General features: G+C 71.5%; 22 protein-coding genes and 1 tRNA gene. 15 read left to right on the plus strand and 8 right to left on the minus strand.

The features are described from left to right. Nucleotides 1-53: 53 nt before the first annotated feature. The gene (locus BMG523DRAFT_RS04375) at nucleotides 54-1,334 is read right to left on the minus strand and encodes a geranylgeranyl reductase family protein (RefSeq protein WP_043590477.1); all 1,281 of its coding nucleotides are present in this window, start codon (nucleotides 1,332-1,334) and stop codon (nucleotides 54-56) included. A 95-nt stretch (nucleotides 1,335-1,429) separates the two neighbouring features. Further along, nucleotides 1,430-2,602: a DUF5926 family protein gene (locus BMG523DRAFT_RS04380; RefSeq protein ID WP_043590479.1), complete on the minus strand. Its 1,173-nt coding sequence runs from the start codon at nucleotides 2,600-2,602 to the stop codon at nucleotides 1,430-1,432. 509 nt (nucleotides 2,603-3,111) lie between these two features. Between BMG523DRAFT_RS04380 and BMG523DRAFT_RS04385 the strand changes: the two genes are divergently transcribed. The 4 genes from BMG523DRAFT_RS04385 to purL all read left to right on the plus strand — a co-directional run bounded on the left by BMG523DRAFT_RS04385 (nucleotide 3,112) and on the right by purL (nucleotide 7,936). Next, on the plus strand, nucleotides 3,112-4,071 hold the full coding sequence (locus BMG523DRAFT_RS04385; protein WP_023840646.1) for an NAD(P)/FAD-dependent oxidoreductase: 960 nt from the start codon (nucleotides 3,112-3,114) through the stop codon (nucleotides 4,069-4,071). Nucleotides 4,072-4,164: 93 nt separating this feature from the next. After that, nucleotides 4,165-4,719, plus strand: coding sequence for an ATP-binding protein (locus BMG523DRAFT_RS04390; protein WP_023840645.1), 555 nt, complete (start codon nucleotides 4,165-4,167; stop codon nucleotides 4,717-4,719). 151 nt (nucleotides 4,720-4,870) lie between these two features. Next, the gene (gene purQ / locus BMG523DRAFT_RS04395; RefSeq protein WP_076804178.1) at nucleotides 4,871-5,572 is read left to right on the plus strand and encodes a phosphoribosylformylglycinamidine synthase subunit PurQ; all 702 of its coding nucleotides are present in this window, start codon (nucleotides 4,871-4,873) and stop codon (nucleotides 5,570-5,572) included. Nucleotides 5,573-5,650: 78 nt separating this feature from the next. Next, nucleotides 5,651-7,936 carry a phosphoribosylformylglycinamidine synthase subunit PurL gene (gene purL / locus BMG523DRAFT_RS04400; RefSeq protein WP_043590481.1) on the plus strand — a complete coding sequence of 762 codons (2,286 nt, stop codon included), beginning with the start codon at nucleotides 5,651-5,653 and terminating at the stop codon, nucleotides 7,934-7,936. Nucleotides 7,937-7,986: 50 nt separating this feature from the next. On the opposite strand, the gene BMG523DRAFT_RS04405 is transcribed toward purL, so the two are convergent. After that, nucleotides 7,987-8,892 carry a DUF3027 domain-containing protein gene (locus BMG523DRAFT_RS04405; RefSeq protein WP_011438772.1) on the minus strand — a complete coding sequence of 302 codons (906 nt, stop codon included), beginning with the start codon at nucleotides 8,890-8,892 and terminating at the stop codon, nucleotides 7,987-7,989. A 92-nt stretch (nucleotides 8,893-8,984) separates the two neighbouring features. Here BMG523DRAFT_RS04405 and BMG523DRAFT_RS04410 point away from each other — a divergent pair, with 92 nt between their 5' ends. The 5 genes from BMG523DRAFT_RS04410 to BMG523DRAFT_RS04430 all read left to right on the plus strand — a co-directional run bounded on the left by BMG523DRAFT_RS04410 (nucleotide 8,985) and on the right by BMG523DRAFT_RS04430 (nucleotide 13,650). Beyond that, nucleotides 8,985-10,550, plus strand: a complete 1,566-nt coding sequence (locus BMG523DRAFT_RS04410) for an MFS transporter (RefSeq protein WP_023840642.1) — start codon at nucleotides 8,985-8,987, stop codon at nucleotides 10,548-10,550. Between the two features lie 105 nt (nucleotides 10,551-10,655). Further along, nucleotides 10,656-11,105, plus strand: coding sequence for a hypothetical protein (locus BMG523DRAFT_RS04415; protein ID WP_011438774.1), 450 nt, complete (start codon nucleotides 10,656-10,658; stop codon nucleotides 11,103-11,105). Between the two features lie 291 nt (nucleotides 11,106-11,396). Next, on the plus strand, nucleotides 11,397-12,410 hold the full coding sequence (mqnB, locus tag BMG523DRAFT_RS04420) for a futalosine hydrolase (protein ID WP_023840640.1): 1,014 nt from the start codon (nucleotides 11,397-11,399) through the stop codon (nucleotides 12,408-12,410). Nucleotide 12,411: 1 nt separating this feature from the next. Continuing rightward, nucleotides 12,412-13,257, plus strand: a complete 846-nt coding sequence (locus BMG523DRAFT_RS04425; protein ID WP_011438776.1) for a 1,4-dihydroxy-6-naphthoate synthase — start codon at nucleotides 12,412-12,414, stop codon at nucleotides 13,255-13,257. A gap of 42 nt (nucleotides 13,258-13,299) precedes the next feature. Beyond that, nucleotides 13,300-13,650 (plus strand): rhodanese-like domain-containing protein, encoded by a 351-nt coding sequence (locus tag BMG523DRAFT_RS04430; protein ID WP_011438777.1) that lies wholly within the window; start codon nucleotides 13,300-13,302, stop codon nucleotides 13,648-13,650. 86 nt (nucleotides 13,651-13,736) lie between these two features. Here BMG523DRAFT_RS04430 and BMG523DRAFT_RS04435 read toward each other — a convergent pair whose 3' ends face one another. Next, nucleotides 13,737-14,486, minus strand: a complete 750-nt coding sequence (locus tag BMG523DRAFT_RS04435) for an HNH endonuclease family protein (RefSeq protein WP_051623770.1) — start codon at nucleotides 14,484-14,486, stop codon at nucleotides 13,737-13,739. A gap of 116 nt (nucleotides 14,487-14,602) precedes the next feature. After that, a complete protein-coding gene (locus BMG523DRAFT_RS04440; RefSeq protein WP_049761147.1) occupies nucleotides 14,603-16,384 on the minus strand; it encodes a DUF4352 domain-containing protein in 1,782 nt (593 codons plus the stop codon). A gap of 355 nt (nucleotides 16,385-16,739) precedes the next feature. Here BMG523DRAFT_RS04440 and BMG523DRAFT_RS25190 point away from each other — a divergent pair, with 355 nt between their 5' ends. Beyond that, nucleotides 16,740-16,907, plus strand: coding sequence for a hypothetical protein (locus tag BMG523DRAFT_RS25190; protein ID WP_023840638.1), 168 nt, complete (start codon nucleotides 16,740-16,742; stop codon nucleotides 16,905-16,907). Between the two features lie 172 nt (nucleotides 16,908-17,079). On the opposite strand, the gene BMG523DRAFT_RS04450 is transcribed toward BMG523DRAFT_RS25190, so the two are convergent. After that, complete coding sequence (locus BMG523DRAFT_RS04450) at nucleotides 17,080-17,475, minus strand: cold-shock protein (RefSeq protein WP_011438780.1); 396 nt, start codon at nucleotides 17,473-17,475, stop codon at nucleotides 17,080-17,082. A gap of 181 nt (nucleotides 17,476-17,656) precedes the next feature. Between BMG523DRAFT_RS04450 and BMG523DRAFT_RS25810 the strand changes: the two genes are divergently transcribed. Next, nucleotides 17,657-18,094 (plus strand): hypothetical protein, encoded by a 438-nt coding sequence (locus BMG523DRAFT_RS25810; RefSeq protein WP_023840636.1) that lies wholly within the window; start codon nucleotides 17,657-17,659, stop codon nucleotides 18,092-18,094. 57 nt (nucleotides 18,095-18,151) lie between these two features. On the opposite strand, the gene BMG523DRAFT_RS04460 is transcribed toward BMG523DRAFT_RS25810, so the two are convergent. Beyond that, nucleotides 18,152-18,793 (minus strand): HAD family hydrolase, encoded by a 642-nt coding sequence (locus tag BMG523DRAFT_RS04460; RefSeq protein ID WP_011438782.1) that lies wholly within the window; start codon nucleotides 18,791-18,793, stop codon nucleotides 18,152-18,154. Between the two features lie 134 nt (nucleotides 18,794-18,927). Here BMG523DRAFT_RS04460 and purS point away from each other — a divergent pair, with 134 nt between their 5' ends. Further along, entirely contained in the window at nucleotides 18,928-19,212 is a 285-nt protein-coding gene (gene purS, locus BMG523DRAFT_RS04465; protein WP_011438783.1) for a phosphoribosylformylglycinamidine synthase subunit PurS, read from the plus strand. A 129-nt stretch (nucleotides 19,213-19,341) separates the two neighbouring features. Here purS and BMG523DRAFT_RS04470 read toward each other — a convergent pair. Continuing rightward, nucleotides 19,342-19,424: transfer RNA gene (locus BMG523DRAFT_RS04470), tRNA-Leu, on the minus strand. 159 nt (nucleotides 19,425-19,583) lie between these two features. Between BMG523DRAFT_RS04470 and BMG523DRAFT_RS04475 the strand changes: the two genes are divergently transcribed. From BMG523DRAFT_RS04475 to BMG523DRAFT_RS04485, 3 genes are read left to right on the plus strand one after another with little or no spacing between them, the layout of a single operon-like run. Then, nucleotides 19,584-20,906: a DUF3662 and FHA domain-containing protein gene (locus BMG523DRAFT_RS04475; protein ID WP_023840025.1), complete on the plus strand. Its 1,323-nt coding sequence runs from the start codon at nucleotides 19,584-19,586 to the stop codon at nucleotides 20,904-20,906. Nucleotides 20,907-20,912: 6 nt separating this feature from the next. Continuing rightward, entirely contained in the window at nucleotides 20,913-21,410 is a 498-nt protein-coding gene (locus BMG523DRAFT_RS04480; protein ID WP_011438785.1) for an FHA domain-containing protein, read from the plus strand. Further along, nucleotides 21,407-22,816, plus strand: coding sequence for a PP2C family serine/threonine-protein phosphatase (locus BMG523DRAFT_RS04485; RefSeq protein ID WP_011438786.1), 1,410 nt, complete (start codon nucleotides 21,407-21,409; stop codon nucleotides 22,814-22,816). Before BMG523DRAFT_RS04480 ends, BMG523DRAFT_RS04485 begins: the two co-directional genes overlap by 4 nt. Nucleotides 22,817-22,822 lie beyond the last annotated feature (6 nt).

Consider the following 22,822-nt stretch of genomic DNA (forward strand, 5'->3'; position numbering starts at 1 on the left):
GCAGTTCAGTGGCTCAGCAGCTCAGCAGCTCAGCAGCTCAGTGCCTCAGTGCCTCAGTGCCTCAGTGCCGCCACCGCCGCCCGCACGCCGGGACGACGCAGTTGCCGGGCGATGGTGGTCCGTCCCTCGATGAGCCGGGTGAACAGCCCGAAGGTGCCCGGAGCCGCCATGACCGTGTGCATCGCGCCCGGCCGGCGGGTGAACGCGGCCAGGACCTCTCGTCCCGCCGCCATCTCGGGGCCCAGGATCGCCTCGACGCGCGCGGGATAGGCCGCCAAGGCGTCGAGCGCCGTGGCGCCCGGGCCAGTGGGCCTTGTATCCGTTACCCCCCCGGCCCGGGTCACGCCCGCCCTCGCGCGACCGACGCCCACACTCGCCGCGGCGGCCGCCTCCCCGGCGAGCCGACCCGACCGTAATGCGAACGAGATGCCTTCGCGTGTCCACGGATCCAGGAGCCCGGCCGCGTCCCCCGCGACCAACACCCGGCCCCGCCGCAGCGGGGAGGCGACGGCCCGCACCCGGGTGAGATGTCCGGAGTCATGCTGGCGCGGCAGGTCGGTGAGCCCGAGACGGTCGACGAACCGGGTGTAATAGGCGCGCAGCGCGGCGCCCTCGGCACGATCACCGATCACGCCGACCGTGAGCACCCGTCCCTTGGGGAACACCCACCCGTAGGAACCCGGCACCGGCCCCCAGTCGATGAGCATGCGTCCGGCCCATCGCGCGGCACGCGCCGGGTCGGCGACAAACTCGCCCTCCAGGCCGACGTCGACCTGGTCACAGCGGACACCGACATAGGTGCCGCAACGACCCGAGGTGCCGTCCGCACCCACCACCACCCGAGCGCGCAGGTCCGCCCCCGCACGCAGACGCACGGTCACCCAACCGTCGTCCTGATCCCCGGCGTCCTCGGCGATCCCGGTCCCGCCCGGCCCGCTCTCGGTCAGCCCCACCACGTGCGCACCGGTCCGCACGGTCGCGCCGGCCGCGGCCGCCGCGGCCAGGAGAGCGGCGTCCAGATCGGATCGCATCACCATCGACATCCAGGGACGGCCGCCGGACCGGCCGCGGGTGACCTCGAAGCGGCCGTCCCAGGTCATCGTCAGGGAGCTGACGCTGGCTCGAACCAGACCGGCCAGTTCGATGCCGAGATGATCCGCCGAAAGGCCGACCAGGCCGCCACCGCAGGTCTTGTAACGAGGTACCGCCGAGCGTTCGAGCACGCACACCCGGGCCCCGGCGTTCGCCGCCGCCCGCGCCGCGCTGCCACCGGCCGGACCCGCCCCGACGACAATGACGTCAAAGGTGTTCTCCGGGTCGTCAACCCTGCTCACAGCGCTCCATCCTCCCGACACCGCACCCCGCCCAGGCAGCGCACCCCGCCCAGGCAGCGCACCCCGCCCAGGCAGCGCGGTCTGCGCCGATGCCGTCAGCGCAGGGTGAGGCTGCGTCCAACAAGACCCGCCCGCACCCGGCGTTCGTGCGCGGTCAGTGCCGTGGTGTCGGCCAGTGCCCTCTGGTAGGCCACCCGCAGCGCGGCGGCCGGCTCCTCACAGCTACCCGCCTCGCTTCCGGGCGCGAGATCCCAGACGGGCACGACGAGCCCGGCGGCGCGGAAGAACCCGATGAACCTGGAGCCCTCCCCCACCGTGAGACGTTCGGCCGCGGCCAGGCGAGCCAGCGCATCCAGCAACGCCTCCTCGGTGGGGGCGACGTCGGCGCCCGCGCCGATGGGAGCGACCGCCTCGGCCTCGGAGTCGGTGCCCGCCGCAGCACCCGCCGCACCCGGCCAGGCCAGCGGAAGCGCCCACCGCAGGTGCCAGCGGTCACCGGGATGGCACCAGTAGGCGGCCGGCACCGAGGTGAGCCGTACGGTGGGCACCACGGTGGCGTTGGCGCGCTCCAGCATCACCGCCGCCTCCGGGTTCGGACCGCTCTCCTCGTCGGACGGTGGCAGCCACCATCCGAATCCGGAATGAACGGTGATGTCCAGGGGCGCCGGGTCCAGCAGGTCGGTGAGCCGGGGCAACCCGGCGAGTCCCGCGGGCAGTTGTTCCACGAGGCGCGGCGCGGAGGCGGGCGGGATGTCGATCGCACTCCCCGGCTCGGCGGCGAGTGCGGCGAGCAGGGCACCGGCGACGTCCCGCGATACGTCCAGACCCGGAAGGGCGATCTGCAGGGCGACCAGGATTTCGCCGTCCTCGCGTACCAGGGCGGGGGCGGCCTGCGGCAGCATCGTGCAGAGCGTGATGCGCCGGTCGGCGTGCTCGGGATGGTCGGCGAGGTAGGCCGCCGCCAGGGCCAGCGGCGCGGTGGCGCTGGGCACCAGCTCCCGCAGGGCGACCAGGTCCGGCTCGTCGCGGCGGCCCGCGAACGGGCGCAGCACGGGAGCCGGCCGGTTCCGCTCGCCGTGGCACGCCTTGTAACGACGGCCCGACCCGCAGGGACAGGGTTCCCGCGGTCCGACGGCGGGGATGGCACCATCGGATCCGTGGACGGACGGGCGGCGACGGCTCCGTGCGGCTCCCCCGCCAGAGCCGGGCGTGGCGACTCGTGCCGGGCGGGTGCCGGGACGCTGGGGTGCGGGTCGGCGAGCGATCACGACCTCCTGAGGTAGAGACCGTCACGCGCGGTCATGGACTTCCTGCGGGTAAGGCTAAGCCATGCTCGGCGGATGACGAGGGTACCGGGTGGCGGCCGTGGCCGTGGCAAACACCACCGATCCCGTCGCGGGAGCGGGCTGACGGAGGGCCGACAGCCGACAGATCCGGTCAACGACAGACCCGGTCGACGACAGACCCGGTCAACGACAGATGCATCCCCGGTATCTCGGGCGCCCGTTCAGGGATAACCCTCTTCCGCGGCAGGGACTATCCCGTCGCTGCGAAAGCATCACCACGGATACCGCACGCGGACCCCTCCTCAATGGGCACGATGAACACAGCCGTTCGGCGGACGGGCACTGGCGGGACTGATGGCGAGCATCATCAACGCTCGTCCGCAAGCCACCGTCACCGTGGCGACACATCCAGGAGGGCGACGCCGCGGGAACCGGTGAAAGGCCAATCGGCATGCGGCGCCCGCGGCATTCATCTCGATATAGGGGGATCGGTGGCGAAGGTCGTCGTCGCCGGCGGGGGCATTGCTGGGATCGCCTGCGCCAGCGCACTGCTAGCCGAGGGAATCACCGTGGATGTCCGTGACCGGGGCCGCGTGATCGGCGGACGGATGGCCTCACGGTGGATAGACGGGCGCATCGTGGACTCCGGCGCGTCGTACTTCACCGCCACCTCGCCGGAGTTCCGCGAAGTCGTGGACGATTGGTTCATCCGTGGCCTGGTACGCCCCTGGACGCACCGAATGTCGGTAATCAGTGGGCCGACCGCCACCCTGGCCGAGCCGCGTTCCGGCCCGCTGCGGTACGCCGCCCCGCGCGGGCTGCGTTCCCTGGTCGCCGACCTCGCCTCCCGAGCCGGGGTGCAGGTCACGCAGTCCACACCGATCCGCCGGGTCACCCCGGGTCCCCGCGTTGACGACGAGGCCGCCGACGCGGTGGTCCTCGCGATGCCCGACCCGCAGGCGCTGCGCCATCTCGACCCGGCCTGCACCGAGGAGCGGGCGCAGCTCGCCGGCCGACCCTGGTCGCCGGTGCTGGCGCTGCTCGCCGGCTGGCCCTACCGGTGCTGGGCACCGATCGACGGAGCCTTCGTCCACGACGACGATACGATTGCCTGGATCGCCGACGACGGTCGTCGCCGGGGTGACAATGCCGCCGTCCTGGTCGCCCACTCGACGCCGGATTTCGCGCGGCCGCGGCTGGCCGACCCCGCGGCGGCCGGGCCCGATCTCGTCGCGGCGCTACGGCGCCTGCTCACCATCACGATGCAACCCAGTTGGACGTATGTGCAAAAGTGGACCTTCGCTCGCCCGGACCGTCCGCACGAACAGCCGTACTACCTGTCCAGCAGTGGGATCGGGCTCGCCGGCGACGGCTGGGGAACACCGAAGATCGAGAGTGCCTGGCGCTCGGGCACCGAGCTGGGCCGGGCCCTTGCCGCCCGATTGAGATAACCGATTGCGACAACCTATCGCAATAACCGATTACGATGACCGATGACATGTGACCGGATCGAGCCTGTGTCGGCGTAGGTCGTTCGGTTGACGATGCGTGACGCGGGTACACCCTCCGACATGGAGATCAAAGTAAGCCTGTCGTTGCCCCACGATGAGATCTCCATACCCGTGATTCGACGTATCTGTACGCAGTCCCTGAAAGTCCTGGGCGTCAATAAAGAATGCATTGACGATGTTGAAATCGCCTTGACCGAAGCGTGCGACAACGTTCTTCTACATGCTCATGCCGGCGACGAGTACGAGGTTTTTGTGGGAGTGGACAACGAAGTCGCTGTCATCGAGGTGAGCGATCGCGGCGACGGTTTCGACAGCGCGGATGAGCTCGATCGGACAGCCCGCCAGAATGGCGATTCCCCCAGGCCGGATAATGTTCCCGAGCAAGGCCGCGGCATCTTTCTCATGCGCGCTCTGATGGACCGGGTGCAGTTCCACCAGGTGGACAGCCCCCATCGGGGCACCCGCGTGCATCTGGAAAAGACTCTCACCTGGGAGGAGAGCGCTCCCGGGGCGCGGCTGAGCCGGGCGCGGACGGGGCTCCGGCCCGCTTCCCGCCCGGAGGTGGCCGAGGGCATCCATCCGGTCTGACGTCTCCCGCCGTCCACCATCTCCCGCCGTCCACCGTCTCCCGCCGTCCCCCGCCGCTCCCTTCGTCGATCGGCCGCCCCACGATTCGACCGGCTACGCTGACGGGAGTGGACTCCGAGGAATCTGGGCGGGTATCGCGATGGGTGTGGTAATGACTGAGGCGGACTCGCCGGCCCGGATCGGGATCGTCACCTTCCCCGGCTCCCTCGATGACCAGGACACGGCGCTCGCGGTGCGGGCCGCCGGTGCCGAACCGGTCTCCCTCTGGCATGGCGACAGCGATCTCGCCGGCGTTGACGCCGTCATCCTGCCCGGCGGATTCTCCTACGGTGACTACCTGCGTGCCGGTGCGATAGCCCGGTTCTCGCCCATGGTGGCGGCCCTCGTCCCGGCGGCCCGCGCGGGCCTGCCGATTCTCGGCATCTGCAACGGGTTTCAGGTGCTCTGCGAGGCCGGCCTGCTCCCCGGGGCACTGACCCGCAACGTGGGACTGCACTTCGTCTGCCGCGACCAGCGGTTGCGGGTCGAGGCGCCGGGCACTGCCTGGACCCGCGGCTACCAGGACGGCGAGGAGATCGTCATCCCGGTGAAGCACGGGGATGGCCGCTATGTTGCGGCCCCGGACGTGCTCGCCGAACTCGAGGCGGCCGGGCGGGTTGTGGTGCGCTACGTCGGCGGGAATCCCAACGGGTCGGCGGCCGACATCGCCGGGATCTGTAACGAGAGCCGGACGATCGTGGGCCTGATGCCGCATCCCGAGCATGCTGTCGACGACCTCACCGGCCCCGGGGTCGACGGGCTTCGCATGTTCACCTCGGTGCTGTCCGGCTTTTTGTCGGCTTTTTCCTCTTAAAGAAGGATTTTTGGTTACGAAGGGGTCTCCTGGCCCACCCGGGCGCCCGGACCAGGGGATATCGGCGAGGATGGGAGGGTGACCGGCAACCCCGCCGCCCCCGCGGCCACCTCCGTGAGTCCCCCCGCCGAGCAGCCCTACCAGGAGCTGGGGCTCACCGACGACGAGTACGCCCGGATCATCGCGACCCTCGGTCGCCGGCCCAGCGACGCCGAACTCGCGATGTACTCGGTGATGTGGAGCGAGCACTGCTCCTACAAGTCCTCCAAGGTGCATCTGCGGCAGTTCCGGGACACCCCGTTGACGGACCGGCTGCTGGTGGGCATGGGGGAGAACGCGGGCGTCGTCGACGTCGGCGAGGGGCTGGCGGTCACCTTCAAGATCGAGTCGCACAACCACCCCAGCTTCGTCGAGCCGTACCAGGGGGCCGCGACGGGTGTAGGCGGCATCGTCCGTGACATCCTGACCATGGGGGCCCGCCCGATCGGCGTGCTCGACCCGCTGCGCTTCGGCGAGGCCGACGCGGCGGACACCGCCCGGGTCCTGCCCGGGGTCGTCGCCGGCATCGGTGGCTACGGCAACTGCCTCGGCCTGCCCACCATCGGCGGCGAGGTCGTCTTCGACCCGACCTACGCGGGTAACCCGCTGGTCAACGCCCTGTGCGTCGGGGTCATGCCGGTCGATCGGGTGCAGACGTCGGCGGCGACCGGGGTCGGCAACGCCGTCGTCCTGCTCGGCGCCAAGACCGGCCGGGACGGCATCGGCGGCGTCTCGATACTGGCGTCGGCAACCTTCGACGAGGGCGGCGGCCCGGCCCGGCGACCCTCGGTGCAGGTCGGCGACCCGTTCACCGAGAAGATCCTGATCGAGACCTGCCTGGAGCTGTTCGACCGCAAGCTCGTCACCGGCATCCAGGATCTCGGCGGCGCCGGGCTGACCTGCGCGCTGACCGAGACCACCGCCGCGGGCATCGCCACCGGCCAGCCCGGCGGCATGGAGGTCGACCTCGACCTCGTGCCCCTGCGCGAGGCGTCGATGGCGGCGCACGAGGTCCTCGCGAGCGAGTCCCAGGAGCGCATGCTGGCGATCGTCACGCCCGAGGCGCTGCCCGAGGTTCTCGCCCTCGCCGAGCGCTGGGGTGTGCTCGCGACCAGGATCGGCACCGTCACCAACAGCGGTCGGCTGACCGTACGCTGGCACGGCGAGGTCGTCGTCGACGTTCCGCCCGGATCACTCGCCGACGATGGCCCGGTCTACGAGCGCCCCCTGCGCCGCCCGGTCGACTTCGACCTGGTCCGGGCGGACGCACCCACGCCCGCCCGGCTCGCCCGGCCACGGACCGGGCCGGAGCTGCGGGAGACCCTGCTGCGGCTGGTCGCCTCCCCGAACCTGTGCTCGCGGGCCTGGGTGACCGACCAGTACGACCGGTACGTGCAGGCGGGCACCGTGCTCGCCCAGCCGGAAGATGCGGGCGTGCTTCGGCTGTCGGCGGCCACCGGCCTGGGGATCGCGCTCGCCACCGACGGCAACGGACGGTACGCACGGCTCGACCCGTCCGCCGGCACCCAGCTCGCCCTGGCGGAGGCGTGCCGCAACGTGGCCGCCGCCGGATCGGTGCCGATCGCGGTGACGAACTGCCTGAACTTCGGCTCCCCAGAGGACCCCGAGGTGATGTGGCAGTTCGCCCAGGCGTGCGCGGGCCTCGCCGAGGGCTGCCGGCGGCTCGGCCTCCCGGTGACGGGCGGCAACGTCTCGTTCTACAACCAGACCGGCTCGACGCCGATCCATCCGACCCCGGTGATCGGGGTGCTCGGCCTGTTCGACGACGTCACGCGCCGGACGCCCATCGGCTTCGCCGAGGAGGGGGACGTCCTGATCCTGCTCGGCGAGACCGCCGACGAATTCGGCGGCTCGGAGTGGGCGTGGGTGACGCATCGCCATCTCGGCGGCGAGCCGCCGGCCGTCGACTTCGCCCGGGAGAAGCTACTCGGCGAGATCCTCGTCGCCGGTTCCCGCGACGGCATGCTCACCGCCGCGCACGACCTCTCCGACGGTGGGCTCGCCCAGGCGCTCGTCGAGTCGTGCCTGCGCGGCGGGCACGGCGCCCGGATCATCCTGCCGGCCGGATCGGACCCGTTCGTCGAGCTGTTCAGCGAGTCGGCCGGCCGCGCCGTCGTCGCGGTGCCCCGCGCGGAGGAACTGCGCTTCACCGACATGTGCGAGGTGCGGGGCCTGCCGTGGCGGCGTGTCGGTGTCGTCGACGGGGACACCCTCGACGTACAGGACGCCTTCACCGTCGGCCTCGACGAGCTGCGCGCGGCGCACGAGGGAACGCTGCCGGCACTGTTCGGCCGGCTCACCTAGACACGAGTACGTCCGGATAAATCCGAGTAAGTCCCGGCGGGCGAGGCCGGTCAGGAGTGGCCGTAGGGCTCCGGTCCCGGGCCGTCCGCGGTCTCGCCCGCCCCGTTGTCGTCCACCGAACCCGGCGGATGGGCGGCCACACCCACCAGCTCGACGTCGATCGGCTCCAGGTCGGAGGGGTCCTCGTCGAACAGGACGGGTTCGGGATGCGCCGAAGGAGCCACCAGTGCCTCCGAGTGCGCCCCACAGCCGTGGTCGATCGACGTGACCCGGCCGTCGTCCGGTGCGAGCTCGTTGGCGCAGACGCCGAACATCCGGCCGAGCGCACCCGCGAGCCGCACGTGGAATCCGCAGGTCAGGCAGGATGCGGGCGCCACCTTCGCGATGGATGCGTCCGGGCCGGCGGGACCCGCGTACCAGCGTTCGACCGCCTCCTCCCGCCCGGTCACGGACAGCACCCGGGCCCGCCCCAGACCGAGCTCAAGGAAGACGTCGGTGTCGACGAACTCCTCGGCGTCCTCTGTGCGCAGCGCGAGCCGAGGATCGTCGATGGCGGTCGGCAGCAGGTCCCCGATCCCGACGTCGCCCGGCCGCAGCCGCTCCGACCAGGGGACCCACGGGGGCGCCAGCATGGCCCCGTCCCCGGGCATCAACACGACGTCGTCGACCGTCGCCTTGCGCACCCGCGCGGCCCGGGTAACGATCACTGTCCAGACCCAGCCGGGATAGGCCCGCGCCAGGCAGGCGAACCGGTGCAGGACGAGGCGGTCCCCCTCGCTCTCGACGCCGAGATGCGCACCGACCTCCGCCGCGGACCCCGCCTCCTCGACGGCAGCCTGCCGGGCCAGGTCGACGGCGGCCGCACAGGTCGGATCGGCCACGGGTTCCCGCCCGGACCGGACCGTCCTACGAACATCGGGAGCATCCACGGGAAGTATTCTCACCCACGAACCCATCCACCGCCCGACGTGGTCGTAGTGGCGCAGGTCCAGGACGGCGCCGCGCCGGTCCAGGACGGCGCCGGTCCAGGACGAGGACACTGGGCAGGGTGAACCTGGGCAGCACAGTGGTGAACAGCCTGCGCCGGCTGCGGGCGAGTGTGCGCGGCAATGACGCCGACCGGTCGGGGCTGTCGTCGCTGACGGAGCTGTCGTTCGTCAACGCCGCCGGGGACGCGCTGGTGACCGTCGCGTTGGCGGGTTCGCTGTTCTTCGCCGTCCCGTCCGGCGAGGCCCGGTCGAAGGTCGCCCTCTACCTACTGGTCACCATGGTGCCGTTCGCCCTGCTGGCGCCGGTCATCGGTCCACTGCTGGACCGGGTGGCCTACGGTCGGCGGACGGCGCTCGCCGCCATCTGCCTGGGCCGCGGGCTGCTGGCGTGGCAGCTCGCGGGGGCACTCGACGGGCTGGCCGTCTACCCCCTCGCGCTCGGCCTGCTCGTGCTCTCCCGCGGGTTCGGCGTCGCGCGCAGCGCCGTCATTCCCCGGGTGGCCCCGGCGGAACTCACGCTCGTCACGATCAACTCACGGATCTCGCTGGTAAACATCGTCGCCGGGGCGGTCGTGGCACCCGTCGGGCTGGGCATCGCCAACATCCCTTTCGTCGGCTATCCCTGGGTGTTGCGAATCTGTGCCCTCGTCTACATGGCCGGGGTCCTACTGGCGTTCAACCTGCCCGGGCACGTCGACTCCGCCGCCGGTGAGCAGCCGCTGCGCGGCCCGCTTCCCTCAAGCGTGGCCCGGCGCGGCGTCGGGGCGCGGATCCGGGCGTTCCTCGGCACGCTGCCGGTGGCGCTGCGCGCCGCCCTGGTGCTACGCAGTCTGGTCGGCTTCCTGACGTTCTATCTGGCGTTCCTCCTGCGCACCAACGGCGGGAACAACCTGTGGCTGGGCGGGCTCGCGGTCTGCGCGGGCGCCGGCAGCGGCCTGGGAGTCTTCATCGGCGGCCGGCTCGGCCGGCGCCGTCCCGAGGGCATCCTCATGCTCGCGCTGGTGTTGGCGGCAGGGGGATGCCTCGGTGCGGCGATCACCTACACCAAGTTCACCTCGCTGGTCGCCGCGCTGCTGGCGTCCATGGCGGGGTCGATGGGGAAGCTGGCGCTGGACGCGATCATCCAGCGGGACATCCCGGAGACCACCCGCAACTCCGCGTTCGCCCGCTCTGAGACCGGTCTGCAGCTGGCCTGGGTCGCCGGCGGGGGCCTCGGACTGATCGAGATGCCCGGGACGGTCGGCTTCGCGGTGGCCGCGGCGGCGATGGGGATCACGTTGTTCGTGGAGGCCGGCGCGCTGCGTCGGTCCCGGCTGGCCGCCCGCACCCAGTTCCGCGCGGACACCCGCAACCGCCCACCCGCCCACAACGATCCGGACACAACGAAACCACTCGGTCACCCAGGGGTTCCCCCGCAGGCACCCATGCCCCCGCCGATACCGATGCCCACACCGACACCCATGCCCCCGTCGGCCCACGCGACCGCGTCAACGCCGCTGCCACCGGCCGACCCGTGGCGGCAGGCCCCACTCCCCATTCCGGCGACGCTCCAGGATCCGACCGGTCCGACCCGGCCTGACCGCCGACGAACGGCCCGCGGCCTCCGATGGCGGCGCCGGAACTGATCCGGCACGCCAGCGACGTGACCCGGGCCACCGTGCCCACCGGCCAGCGGCTGAAGGCCCTGACGGCGAGCGACGCCACCGCACGGGCGGCGATACCCTCCGACCGTGCGCACGCCCCACCTCCTCCGCCGTCTCCCGTTCCGGCGGCTCGCCGCGGCTCTCGCCGCCGCGGTCGTCGTCGGCCTCGGCCTGAGCGGCTGCGAGCGACCGACTCCCCTGGTGACCATGGAGTCCGGGGGACACTTCGTGCGGACGAACGCCGCGCAGTACGAGCGGGACGGAACGGTGATCCAGAAATCGGTATCACCGCCGCACATCACGGTCAGGCCCGGAAGCGCCATCAACATCGACGTGCCGACGTCGGTCGCCGACCGCGGCTACTTCCTCGTCCTGGGCAGGGAGCGGGTGACCGACAAGATCAGCGAGACGCACTACCGGTACGTTCCCGCCAAGAACACGCCTGCCCTGCTCGTGGTGTTCGCGCTTCCCGAGGCGGGCAGCTCCAGCGACCAGGCGTCGGGAAGCTGGCCGTTCCTGGTCACCTTCAAGCCCTGACCCGCCGCCGGCCACTCCGCCGCCGGCCACTCCGCCGCCGGACCGGAACCAACGACCCGCGCACACCAGCCCCCGAACGGGGATACACCGTGCGCGCAGCGTGCCACACCTCCCCACCGGGACCACGCAGCGTCGTCCGCGATGCTAAGGTCCGGCAACAAGTCCGATTTGCACCCCATCGAAAATCCCGCGCTGTTACCCAGCCGTCCGGTGCGGTGGTGTTCGGGTGAATCGACCGACAGCATGCGACAACAGACGAGGACGTCCCCAGATCATGATCCGGACCTGATCGTGAGCCGTACCCTGATCGTGACCGCGGTGACCGCCGAAGCGGACGCGGTGTGTGCCGGCCTGATGGGCAGCTGGTCGAGCGGTCGGACCAGAACCCCCGTCGGACCGGGCAGCCTGGTGTCCCCCGAATGGGACCGCCAGCTTCTCACCACCTCCACCCTGGGCCCCTACGTGGGCCGGCGACGCGGACCGGTGACGGTGCTCGCGGCGGGCACCGGCGGCCCGGCCGCGGCGGCGGGCACCGCGGTGGCATTGTCGGTGGCGAGCGCGGCGGGGCAGCCGTTCAGCCTGGTGGTGGCGATGGGGATCGGCGGTGGGTTCCGCGGCTGGGCGGAGATCGGGGACATCGTCCTCGCCGATCGCATCGTCGCCGCCGACCTCGGCGCGGAGTCCGGCCTTGACGAGGAACCGCCCGCTCCGCCGATCGGCCGCATCAGCGAGATGGACCGCAATCTCGGGTTCCACAGCAACGGCGCGCCGGCACCCCGCGGCGGCCTCGCCCACTCGTCGAACCCCGCGGGGTCGTTCCTGAGCCTGGAGGATCTCGGGCTCGGTTCGTCCACGGTGGTCCCGGATCCGGACCTCGTCCACCGCCTGGGCACGGTGCTCGACGTCACCGGTCGGCGGATCGTCACGGGTAGCGTGATCAGCGTGTCGACGGTGACGGGCACCGAGCGTCGGGCCACGGCGCTGACCGAGCGGCTGGACCCGGTGGCGGAGTCGATGGAGGGGTACGCCGTCGGGGTGGCCGCCCGGGCCTTCGGCGTCCCGGTGGTGGAGATCCGTACCATCAGCAACACGGTCGGGCGCCGGGACCGGTCCGGCTGGAACCTGCCGGTCGCGCTGGCCAGCCTCCGCACGGCCGCCGCGGCACTCGTCACCCACCCGGACGGCCTGGTGACGGCCGCACCGGTGGCCACCGCGAACGACGTCTCCACCACGATCCCGGCCGGGCACCCGGGTGCCCGCGGCCACCACGGGAACAGCGGCCACCACGGGACGGGAGAGCACTGAGATGGGTGCTGGCCGGGCGACCACCTCGAACCTTCCGGGTCCGCTCTCGCTCGCCATCTCGCCCTGCCCCAACGACACGTTCGCCTTCCACGCCCTCGCGCACGGACTCGTCCCGGGAGCACCCGAGGTGTCGGTGACCTTCGCCGACATCGACGTCCTCAACACCCGGGCCGCCGACGGGCGGGACGACCTCGTCAAGGTGTCCTACGCCGCCCTGCCGTGGCTGCTCACCGGGTATCAGCTGCTGACGGCGGGCGGGGCCCTGGGCCGCGGCTGCGGCCCACTCGTCCTCACCGCCGGGCGGTCGGACCTGCGCGGTGCCCGGGTCGCCATCCCCGGCACCCGCACCACGGCCTACCTGCTGTTCCGGCTGTGGGCGGCCGACGAGGGCGTGACGAACGTCGACGTGCTTCCCTTCGAGAAGATCATGCCCGCCGTCCGCGATGGCGCGTATGACGCGGGGCTCGTCATCCACGAGTCCCGCTTCACCTACCCGTCCTATGGACTGACGGCGCTCGTCGACCTTGGCGACTGGTGGGAGGGCCAGACCTCGCTGCCCATTCCGCTCGGCGCGATCCTCGCCCGCCGGGGGCTGGACGGTCCGGTGCTGTCCGCCGCGGTGCGGGCGAGCGTCGCCGCGGCCTTCGCCGATCCCGCCGCCAGCGCCGACTACGTCCTCGCCCACGCCCAGGAGATGACGCCCGACGTCGTCGACGCCCACATCCAGCTGTACGTCAACGAGTTCAGCCTCGACCTCGGCGACGAAGGGTTCGCCGCCGTCGAGGCCCTGCTCTCCCGCGCCGCCGACGCCGACCTCGTCCCCGTGCTTCCGCGGCCGCTGCGCTGAACCGCGAGCCCCCTCGGAGGGTCCTGATGGCAGGATGGAGACGTGAGTACCGATCAGATACCGGCTGTCGGCGTCGCGGAGCTACCGGTCGAGCTTTCCGCGGACGGTGCCCCGCTGATGGTGGACGTGCGGGAGCCCGACGAGTGGTCCGCCGGTCACATCGCCGGCGCGCTGCACATCCCGATGAGTGAACTGGTCGCCCGGCTCGACGAGGTTCCCCGGGAACGCGAGGTCGTCGTGGTGTGCCGCTCGGGCGGTAGGTCCGCCGCCGTCACCAACTACCTCAGGCAGGGCGGCTGGCAGGTCCGCAACCTGACTGACGGGATGCTCTCCTGGCAGGCGCACGGCCGCCCGATGGTGAGCGAGAGCGGCGCCGCGCCCACCGTCCGCTGAGAACCGCCGGCCGACCCCGCCGGGTCCGGGCCGACCCCGCCGGCTGCTCCGCATTTCTCGGATGATTCAGCGCCGCGGGCTTCCGGTCAGCCGCTCGGGGTCAGCCCCAGTGCCGGCTGGTTCGGGCACTTCTGGAGAACGGCGCGCATCGCGTCCGCCTCCGCCTGGACGACCCACAGGCGGTAACGGGCCTTCAATCCCACCTGGCGCGCGACGTAGGGGCACTGCTCCCCCGGGCTCGGCGGCAACCATTCGGCGGCGTCGTGATCGCTCTTGCGCTGATTCGTGGGACCGTCGACAGCCAGCAGGTTCTCCGGATCGTTGGCGAACTGGAGCCGTTCCCGAGCGGTCCAGTTGAGCGCGCCGGTCCGCCACGCATCCGCCAAGGGGACGACGTGGTCGATCTGCACGCTGGCGGAGTTCCGTCCACGGTCGAAACGGATGATTCTGGTGGTGTACGGATCCCGGAGCTCGCCGGTCAGCACCGTGCAGCCGTCCGATCTGCGGATGGTGGTGCTGCGCAGATCTCGCCGCAGAATGTCGTTACGGGTGTCACACCCGTTGTCGTCGATGTCCGACCAGGCGGGCCCGAACTCGTCCCGGCGGTACCTGGGAGAGTTGTCCTCCGCTTTGATCGGAAGGGTGGCGAGCAGCTTCAGCGCCGAGCCGCTGGCGGTCGGGGCACCAACCTGGTTGGACGTTCCGGTCTGGTCGGAAAGGTCACTGCAACCGGTCAGGCCGCCGACGAGGACGAAAACGGCGAGGACGGCGAGGGCCGCGGCTCCGCCGGGTCGACCGGGTCCGTGACGATCTGGACCGACACCGCTTCTTCGCACCGGACTCCCCACCTCGACGGTTCGGAACCCGTGGGAAGTGCTCGCCCCGCTTCGGGTCCGTTCGGATCGAGGGTGACATTAACTGGAGATCGGCCCGCCGGGTTGGTCGGCCACCGTCAGGGGACGGGAACGCGGGCTCCCGCGCTCACCGGATTGTCGTGCAGCTCCAACTCCTGGGCCGTGGCGTCCCGTGGGATGTCGAAGACCATGGTGCCCGCTCTGAGGTCACCCGGGTTGATCGAATCCCACAGATCCTCGTTACTCAGCTGGAAGCGGGCGAGGAAATCGGCGCTGTGCCGACCGCCGCCGCCGTCCCACAGAAACTGGGATGAGGTCACCAGCGTGCGGGTGGAGTCGCCGATGTTGCGCACGGTCACGTGGGCCAGGCAGAACTGGCCGTCCGTGTGCCGAGCGAGCAGTCCGTCACCGAGTTTGGTCTGCCCGCATCGGAAGGAATCCACGATGAACTCGAGCTGGCCATCCGTGACGGGGCGGTTCAGGCCGCTGGCCGGACCCGGTGCCGTGCTCGGACCGGTGGAGCGCGACGGGACGGTCGTGGCCGCCGACTGTTCCGCGGAACCATTTTGGCCGCTCTTTCCGGGCAGGCTGACCACGACCGCGATGGCGATCAGCGCGCCCAGGACGATGACGGCGATCCAGACGAGTCGCCTGCGATCGAGCCCGCGGGCCGGCGGCGGCTGGGCGAAGGACGGGTACGGCGCGCCGGGCTCGCCCGGTACCGGCCCGTGCCGATCGGGAGCCTGGCCGGACCACGGCCCCGGCGGCGCGCCGGGGACCTGCCCACCCATCCGCTCGCCCAGCTGGGCGGGCCGCGGGCCGGGGCGTCCCCTCGGGCTGTGCGCACCGGACTGCCCCGGTGGTGCCTGGCGTGGTTGTCCCGGTCCCTGGCCCGCCCGGGCGGCGGGAGCGCCCGCGTTCCAGTGGACCTGACGCGCGGGAGCCGAGGTCGCCGGGCCGATCCGGGTCGGGGCGGCGCGGGGCACCTCGCCGGTTCTGCTCAGGAGCTCCTCGGCCTGACCCATCGCCTCGCCGATGGCACCGGTACCGCGGGAGGGTGGCTGCGCGATGAGCCGCAGCAGCAGGTCCCGGGCGCTCGGCCGGTCGTCGGGATGCTTGGCCAGGGCCGCGCTGACCAGGCCGACCAGTGGCTGCGGCAGACCGCGCAGGTCCGGGGCGGACCCGACGATGCGCATGCCGAGGTCGATGTCCGTACCGTCGCCGAACGGGTGGCGGCCGGTACCAGCGTAGGCAATGAGGATGCCCCAGGCGAAGACGTCCGCCTCCGGACCGATGGGCTGGCCGTGCACCTGCTCGGGCGCCATCCACCCGGCGGAGCCGAAGCCCCATGCCGTGGGCTTCGCCTTCGCGCCCTCGAGGGCCTGCGCGATCCCGAAATCGATCACGCGTGGCCCGGACAGTGAGAGCATCACGTTGCTGGGCTTGAGATCCCGATGGACGAGGCCGGCGCTGTGGATCGCGGTGAGCGCCGTCGCGACCCCCACGGCCAGTCCGGTCAGGGTCGACGAGGTCAGCGGGCCCTTGTCGACCTGCATGTCCAGCCGGACGCCGTCGATGAACTCGGTGACGAGGTACGGCGCGGGCGCATTCGGATCCGCGTCCAGGACTTCGGCGGTGCAGAAGGGAGCAACCTTGCGTGCCGCTTCGACCTCGGCCCGGAACCGGCGGCGGAACTCCTCGTCGGCGGCCAGGTCCGGTCTGATGACCTTGATGGCAACCCGCCGTCCGGCCCGGTTCCTCGCCAGGTAGACCGTGCCCATGCCGCCGACCCCGAGCCGGCTGAGCAGAACGTAGGGGCCGACCGACCGGGGCTCGTGTGGATTGAGCGGATCACCTGGTTCGGAGCGGCCGGGACCCATGCGTGCGGCGTTGTCGGCCACGGTCAGCACCGCACGGCTGTGATCACGACCGCTGTCCACTGCTTGTCACACGAATGCCTCTCGAATCCCGATCCGACGCCTCGTTCCGACCGCCGATCCGTGCCCTCCGCCGATCAGCGGAGGTGGGACGGCCCTCGGCGATGCCACCGCGGCCGGCTGCGGGGCTGCTCATGGTTCGGTCTGGTCTACGTTCGCAGTCTGCCGCACTGCCAACGCTTCCAGTCGCACGCGGGCTCCCCGCCGACGGGACCGGTCGGCTCCCCGACAATGTGTTGCCGCCACGGCGCGCAGGCCGCGGCGGATGAGGCCCTAACCGAGGAGGCATCGTGAACCGATGCGTACCAGTGTGGCCAATCTGATGAAGGGCTCGATCTCGGCTCATGCCCGGATCCCGATTGATGTGGCTGGCTCGGCCGGTGTCGCTGATCTGATGGGAACAGCGGATTCGACAGCGGATTCGATGGATGCGGCTAGGGTGACCGTTGTGCTGGCGGAAACGTGACATCCGGTCCGTCCGAGCCCGGGCCACGCGGGGTGGACGGCCCCTGGCTGCTCTGCCCCTGGTGCGGTGGCCCGGTGCCACTGACCCACCTGGCGGCGTCCGACGAGGAACCGGGCGCCCAGGTCGCGGTGTGCACCGGGTGCGGCCGACGGGTCGGTTTCCTGCCGCCGGTCTAGACCTCCAACTCGTTGGCTACGGCGTGCACGACCTTGGCGACCCGCTGGGCGGTCCGCCGGTCGGGATACCGGCCGCGACGAAGGTCCCGCTGCACGTCGTCCAGCACCTTGATCATGTCTTCGACCATGCTGTGCAGCTCGTCCGGACTGCGCCGCGCGGCCTGGGCGGCCGCCTTGGCGACCGACGGCGGGGCGGTCAGCAGCCGGACCGACAGTGCCTGGTCGCCACGCCGCCCGGCGGCGACGCCGAACTCGACCCGGTCGCCGGGTTTCAGCCGGTCGACCCCGGCGGGCAGGGCGGCCTTGTGCACGAAGACGTCGCCGCCGTCGTCCCGGCTGAGAAAGCCGAAGCCCTTGTCGACGTCGAACCACTTGACTTTGCCGGTGGGCACGGGCGACCTCGTTCTGTGTAACGGCAGGACAACGCAACGGAAGATGAGTGATTCCCAGGCTATCCGTCGGCCGCACGTCGCGTGCGTCTTCGGTAGCGATCGGCTGTCGGGTGCGCCCATCTCCCTCCCGTGACAGTGGCCCGGCCCGCGTTCGGCACCACATCCTCGTAGGCTGTCGTACGTGTCGGCGAAACCCTCGTCCCGGCAGGTCGGACCCGTGGCCGGCGGTGCGGTAAGCGAGGTCATGGCTCCGGTCGCAACCCCGCCGCCGGTGACCTGGGCGGATCGGCTGGTCCGGATCGGGGCCGTGCTCTTCGGAACCGGTCTGGTCGCCACGGCGGCGGCGGTGATCCCCTTCTTCCTGGGCGCCGAGAATCTGCCGACCTGGCTGAACGCCGTCGCCGGCGGCGGACTGACCATCGGGTTCGCCGTGGCGCTGGTGGGGGTGCTCGCCGCCGCCCGATCCCGGATTCCCGAGGAGAGCGATCCCGATCTCTACGTGAACAACCCACATCCGCCCGACCACGGGGCCCGCAGGGAGGCCGATCGTCCCGGGGACGCCGACCACCCCGGGGACGGCACCGGTTCACGGGCAGATCCTGTCACCCGTTCCCGGTAGTTCCTTGATCTCACGGCCGGGGGTGCGGACCCCCGCCGGGCCCACCGCGTCGCGGCGTCAGCCCGGCTGTCGTCGGCGCCGGGCCTCGTCGACCAGCCAGGGCGGGAAGTCGGCCAGCCGGGGGAGGACGACGTCGGCGCCGGCGGAGAGCAGATCGGCGGCCGAGCAGGGCCCGGTGGCGACCCCGACGGCGAGAGCACCGCCGTCGCGGGCGCCGACCATGTCGCCGACGTGGTCACCGACGAAGACGTCCACGCGGTGGGCGCGCAGGGCCTCGCCCTTCGTCTGCGCGAACCGGGCTCCCTCCACCACGTCGGCGGTGATGCCGATCCGGTCCAGACTCGCGCGGGCCAGCGCCGTGCTCTTCGCGGTGACGACCACTACCCGGCCGGCTAGCCGCCGCACCGCGGCCACCGCGGCCACCGCGGCCGGCATCGGCAGCGACGCCGGCAGCGCGTGGACCGCGTAGAGCTCGCGGTAGCGGGCCGCCACGGCCGCGACCTCGGCCAGCGGGAACCAGTGGGCGAGCTCCGTCTCCAGCGGCGGGCCGAGCCGGGCGACGACCGTCTCGGCGTCCACCGCCACCCCGGTCTCGGCGGACAGGACGGCGAAGGTCGCCCGGATGCCGTGCCGGGCATCCAACAGGGTCAGATCGAGATCGAACCCGACGACCGGGACGGATGCCCGCCAGAACGACACCAGCCGAGCTTAAGGGCCGATGTTCCCGGGAAGCCCGCATTATCCAAGATCGCCTACCGGATCTGTACGATCTGTACGCCCCGGGCGGGCGAGATCCGGCTCACTACGCCGCTCGACCGGTAGTGTCCGCGGGTGTGACCAGGGTTGTGGTGGATGTGATGCTCAAGCCGGAGATTCTCGACCCTCAGGGGCAGGCGGTGCTCGCCGCGCTGCCGCGCCTCGGCGTGAGTGGGATCGTCGGGGTCCGCCAGGGCAAGCGTTTCGAGCTGGAGCTGGAGGAGGGCACGGACCTCGACGGCGCGGTCCTGGCCCGGGTCGAGCACCTGGCCTCGACCCTGCTGGCCAATCCGGTGATCGAGGACTACGCGGTGCGCATCGAGGACGTCTCCACGCCGTCGGTGGGCAGCCCCGCCGGCTGAGCCTCTCCGCGCAGCCAGCCAACCAAGGCAGCGCCGAAGGCGCAACGCGGGGGGCTCGGGGCGGCTCGGCCCCCCGGCCAGCATGACGAAAGCCCCTGACGGCGCAGCNNGCGCCGCCAGGGGCTTGCGTGGGCGAGGGGGGAGTTGAACCCCCACGTCCGCTAGGACACACGGACCTGAACCGTGCGCGTCTGCCATTCCGCCACTCGCCCGAGTGGGACTATCTCTTGACCAGACGACACGCTACCACGCCGGAGATGTCCTTCACGGAGGGGGGTCGGGCCCGTCGCGAACATGTCAAGCTGCCGAGCCGTGGGACGTCCGCGCCCGGGGGCATACGATCTCACAGACCGGGAGAAGGGAGGTCGAGCATGGGCGTGCTACAACGCTTCGAACGGCGCCTGGGCGGCCTCGTCGAGGGTGCGTTCGCGAAGGTGTTCAAGGGCGGAGTCGAGCCCGTCGAGATCGCCAGCGCGTTGGCCCGGGAAACCGACGATCGGCGGGCGGTCAGTTCGAACCGGGTGCTGGTGCCCAACGAGTTCGCCGTCGAGCTCGCCGGCGGCGACTTCGCCCGGCTCGCCCCCTACGACCGGGCGCTGTGCGACGAGCTCGCCGAGATGGTTCGCGAGCATGCGGCCGAGCAGCGTTACACCTTCGTCGGCCCGGTGTCCGTGCGGATGTCCGAGGCCACCGATCTCGATGTCGGCGTCTTCCGGGTTCGCAGCAGCGTGGCCGCCGCGGACCCGGGAGCGGTGACTGAACGGCGCGCACGCCCTCCCCGACCGGGCGCTCCCGGCACCCCGCACCTCGTCATTACCACGAAGGCCCCGGGAGGGCCCGCGGGCGGAGGGGAACGGGAGTATCCCTTGGACGCCGAGACGACCGTGATCGGCCGCAGCGTCGAGTGCGACATCCGCCTGAACGACACCGGTGTGTCTCGTCGCCACGGCGAGATACGCCGGCTTCCCGACGGGCAGTTCCTCTACGTCGACGCCGGGTCCACCAACGGCAGCCTGGTCAACGGTCGCGCGGCGACGCAGGTCAAGCTGGTCAACGGGGACAAGATCGAGCTCGGTACCGCGACGATCGTCTTCCGTCGCGAGGACGGGCGGGGGAATGGTCCGGCGCGCGTGGGCGCCCGTGGAACACCTCCGCCGGCCCAGGCCGGGGGCCGGGAGACCATCCCGCCGGACCGCCGTCCCACGCCCGCGCCGGACGACCCGTACCGGCGCGGCTCGTCGCCACACGCCGGCCGTGTCGACCCGTACGCCGATCGTGATCGGCGCGGTGGGCCGGGGTACCGGGACGATTCATACCAGAACCGGAGGGACCCGTACCGGGACCGGACACCGGAACGGGATCACGGCTACGACCAGCCGCGCGACCACGGTGGTCGTGACCCCTATCACCGTGACCCCCGTGACGGGCGTGAGGGACGAGCCGACGCTCCTCGGCGAGCCGACGCTCCTCGGCGAACCGACGCTCCTCGGCGAGCCGACGCTCCTCGGCGAGCCGACCCCTACCGCGAGCCGAGCAACCCCGGCCGCCGGCCCGGCTCCGGTTCGCCGCCCGATGGGCTCGAACCCCTCGACGACGTGTACGACGCCGACACGGAGCTCCCCGGCCGCGCCGCCGCGGAGCCTCCCGGCGGGGATGGTCGACGTGGCCGGCCCAGATCGGCTCGAGGCTGGTAGCGCCCGATGGACCCCACTGAACCCAGCGAACTCGTACTGCTGGTTGTCAAGATCGGATTCCTTGCCCTCCTCTGGGGATTCGTTCTGGTCGCCGTGCGCGCCGTCCGGCTGGACATGTTCGGCCCCACCAAGCGTCAGCAGCGGCGCGAGCCGCCCCCCCTGGTCCGGCCGACGCCGCCGCGCACTCCACCCCAACCTCCACGCAAGCCACAGACACCTAGCAAACTCGTGGTGACCAAAGGCCCCTTGACCGGCACAACGATCCCGCTAGGAACGGCACCTGTCACCATCGGACGGGCACAGGACTCGACTCTGGTCCTCGAGGATGACTTCGCATCCGGGCGGCATGCGAGACTCGTGCCCCACGACGGGCAGTGGTTCGTGGAGGACCTGGGCTCGACCAATGGCACATTCCTCAACCGTACGAAGGTGACCAGTCCCATGCCGGTACCTCTCGGCGCGCCGGTCAGGATCGGGAAGACGGTCCTGGAGCTCCACCGGTGAGCCTCAGGCTTCACTTCGCCGTCCGCTCGGATGTCGGGCACGTACGGGAAGGAAACGAAGATTCAGCCTATGCCGGGCTCCGCCTGCTGGCGGTGGCCGACGGCATGGGTGGTCATGCCGCGGGGGAGGTCGCCAGCTCAACGGTGATCTCCCGCCTGGCGGATCTCGACGACGCGATCGACAGCGACGATCTCGTGACGGAGCTGAACGAGGCCGTCCGGGACGCCAATCGGCAGCTGCGCGAGATGTCGCTGGAGAACAGCGCGCTGGACGGCATGGGCACCACGGTGACCGCCGTGCTCTCCTCCGGTGACATGCTCGGGGTGCTGCACGTCGGCGATTCCCGGGCCTACCTGCTGCGCGACGGCGTCCTCAGCCAGGTCACCCACGATCACACCCTGGTGCAGGATCTCGTGGACCAGGGTCGGATCACCCCCGAGCAGGCGAACACCCATCCGCAGCGCTCGCTGCTGATGCGGGCGCTCGACGGTCGGGAGGTCGAGCCCGATCTCTCCGTGCGCCAGGCGATCGCGGGAGACCGCTACTTGCTGTGCACCGACGGCCTGTCGGGGGTGGTGAGCGAGGAGACAATCCTCGAGACGCTGCTGCTGCCCACCCCGCAGGAGGCGGTCGACCAGCTGGTCGACCTGGCCCTCAAGGGCGGCGGCCCGGACAACATCACCGTCGTGGTCGCCGACATCGAGGAGGACCACGGCGAGGCGGAGCCCTATCCCCTCGTAGCCGGCGCGGCGGCCGAGAAGCGGGCGGTTCCCGGCGCGTCGCCGGCCCGCAGCGGGCCGAATCCCCAGTACCCCGACCACGAGTCCGCGGCGGCGAAGGCGGCCCGTATCGGTCGGCCGGGCTTCCACCGGCGGGACCGCCAGGCGCAGGCCAGCGATCGGGGCGACGACGACGGCGACGACTCCGACCCGGAAGGATCCGGGGGACGGCGCTCCGGGCGGCGGGTCCTGTTCGTCTCCACCGTGGTGTTCGTGCTCATCGCGGCCGGTGCCGCGGCCGGGTGGACCTACGTGCGCGGGCAGTACTATGTCGGCGTCGACGACGAACACGTCGCCCTCTTCCAGGGAGTGAAGGGCATTCCGCTGTCCTCGGTGGTACTCCCCCGCCGTCAGCCACTGTCGGAGGTTGCGGAGCCCGATCAGGCGGAGCTCCGACGAGGCATCCGCGCCGGCAGCCGCGACGATGCGGAAAAGATCATCTCGCGCCTACGGACCCCGGCCACGCCCTCCGTACGCCCGAGTCCGAGTCCGACCGACCGTTCCAAGGTGCCGTCGGGCACCTCGGGCTCCTCCCTCCTGTCCACCGCCCTGTGCCAGCCGGCGACCGGTGCCGGCGTCACGGTCCCGGGATGCCCGACCACACCCGTCCCCACCCCCTCACCGTGATCTCAG

Origin of the sequence: Frankia sp. BMG5.23, from assembly GCF_000685765.2 — a bacterium.
GTDB classification, from domain to species: domain Bacteria; phylum Actinomycetota; class Actinomycetes; order Frankiales; family Frankiaceae; genus Frankia; species Frankia casuarinae.

Bases quoted from the DNA above. Each gene is read 5' to 3' on its own strand.
- BMG523DRAFT_RS04390 (WP_023840645.1), top strand. From the start codon at position 4,165: ATGCGTGACGCGGGTACACCCTCCGACATGGAGATCAAAGTAAGCCTG.
- purQ (WP_076804178.1), top strand. From the start codon at position 4,871: ATGACTGAGGCGGACTCGCCGGCCCGGATCGGGATCGTCACCTTCCCC.
- BMG523DRAFT_RS04405 (WP_011438772.1), bottom strand. From the start codon at position 8,892: ATGGGTTCGTGGGTGAGAATACTTCCCGTGGATGCTCCCGATGTTCGT.
- BMG523DRAFT_RS04425 (WP_011438776.1), top strand. From the start codon at position 12,412: ATGGGTGCTGGCCGGGCGACCACCTCGAACCTTCCGGGTCCGCTCTCG.
- BMG523DRAFT_RS04440 (WP_049761147.1), bottom strand. From the start codon at position 16,384: ATGGGTCCCGGCCGCTCCGAACCAGGTGATCCGCTCAATCCACACGAG.
- BMG523DRAFT_RS25190 (WP_023840638.1), top strand. From the start codon at position 16,740: ATGCGTACCAGTGTGGCCAATCTGATGAAGGGCTCGATCTCGGCTCAT.
- BMG523DRAFT_RS04475 (WP_023840025.1), top strand. From the start codon at position 19,584: ATGGGCGTGCTACAACGCTTCGAACGGCGCCTGGGCGGCCTCGTCGAG.
- BMG523DRAFT_RS04480 (WP_011438785.1), top strand. From the start codon at position 20,913: ATGGACCCCACTGAACCCAGCGAACTCGTACTGCTGGTTGTCAAGATC.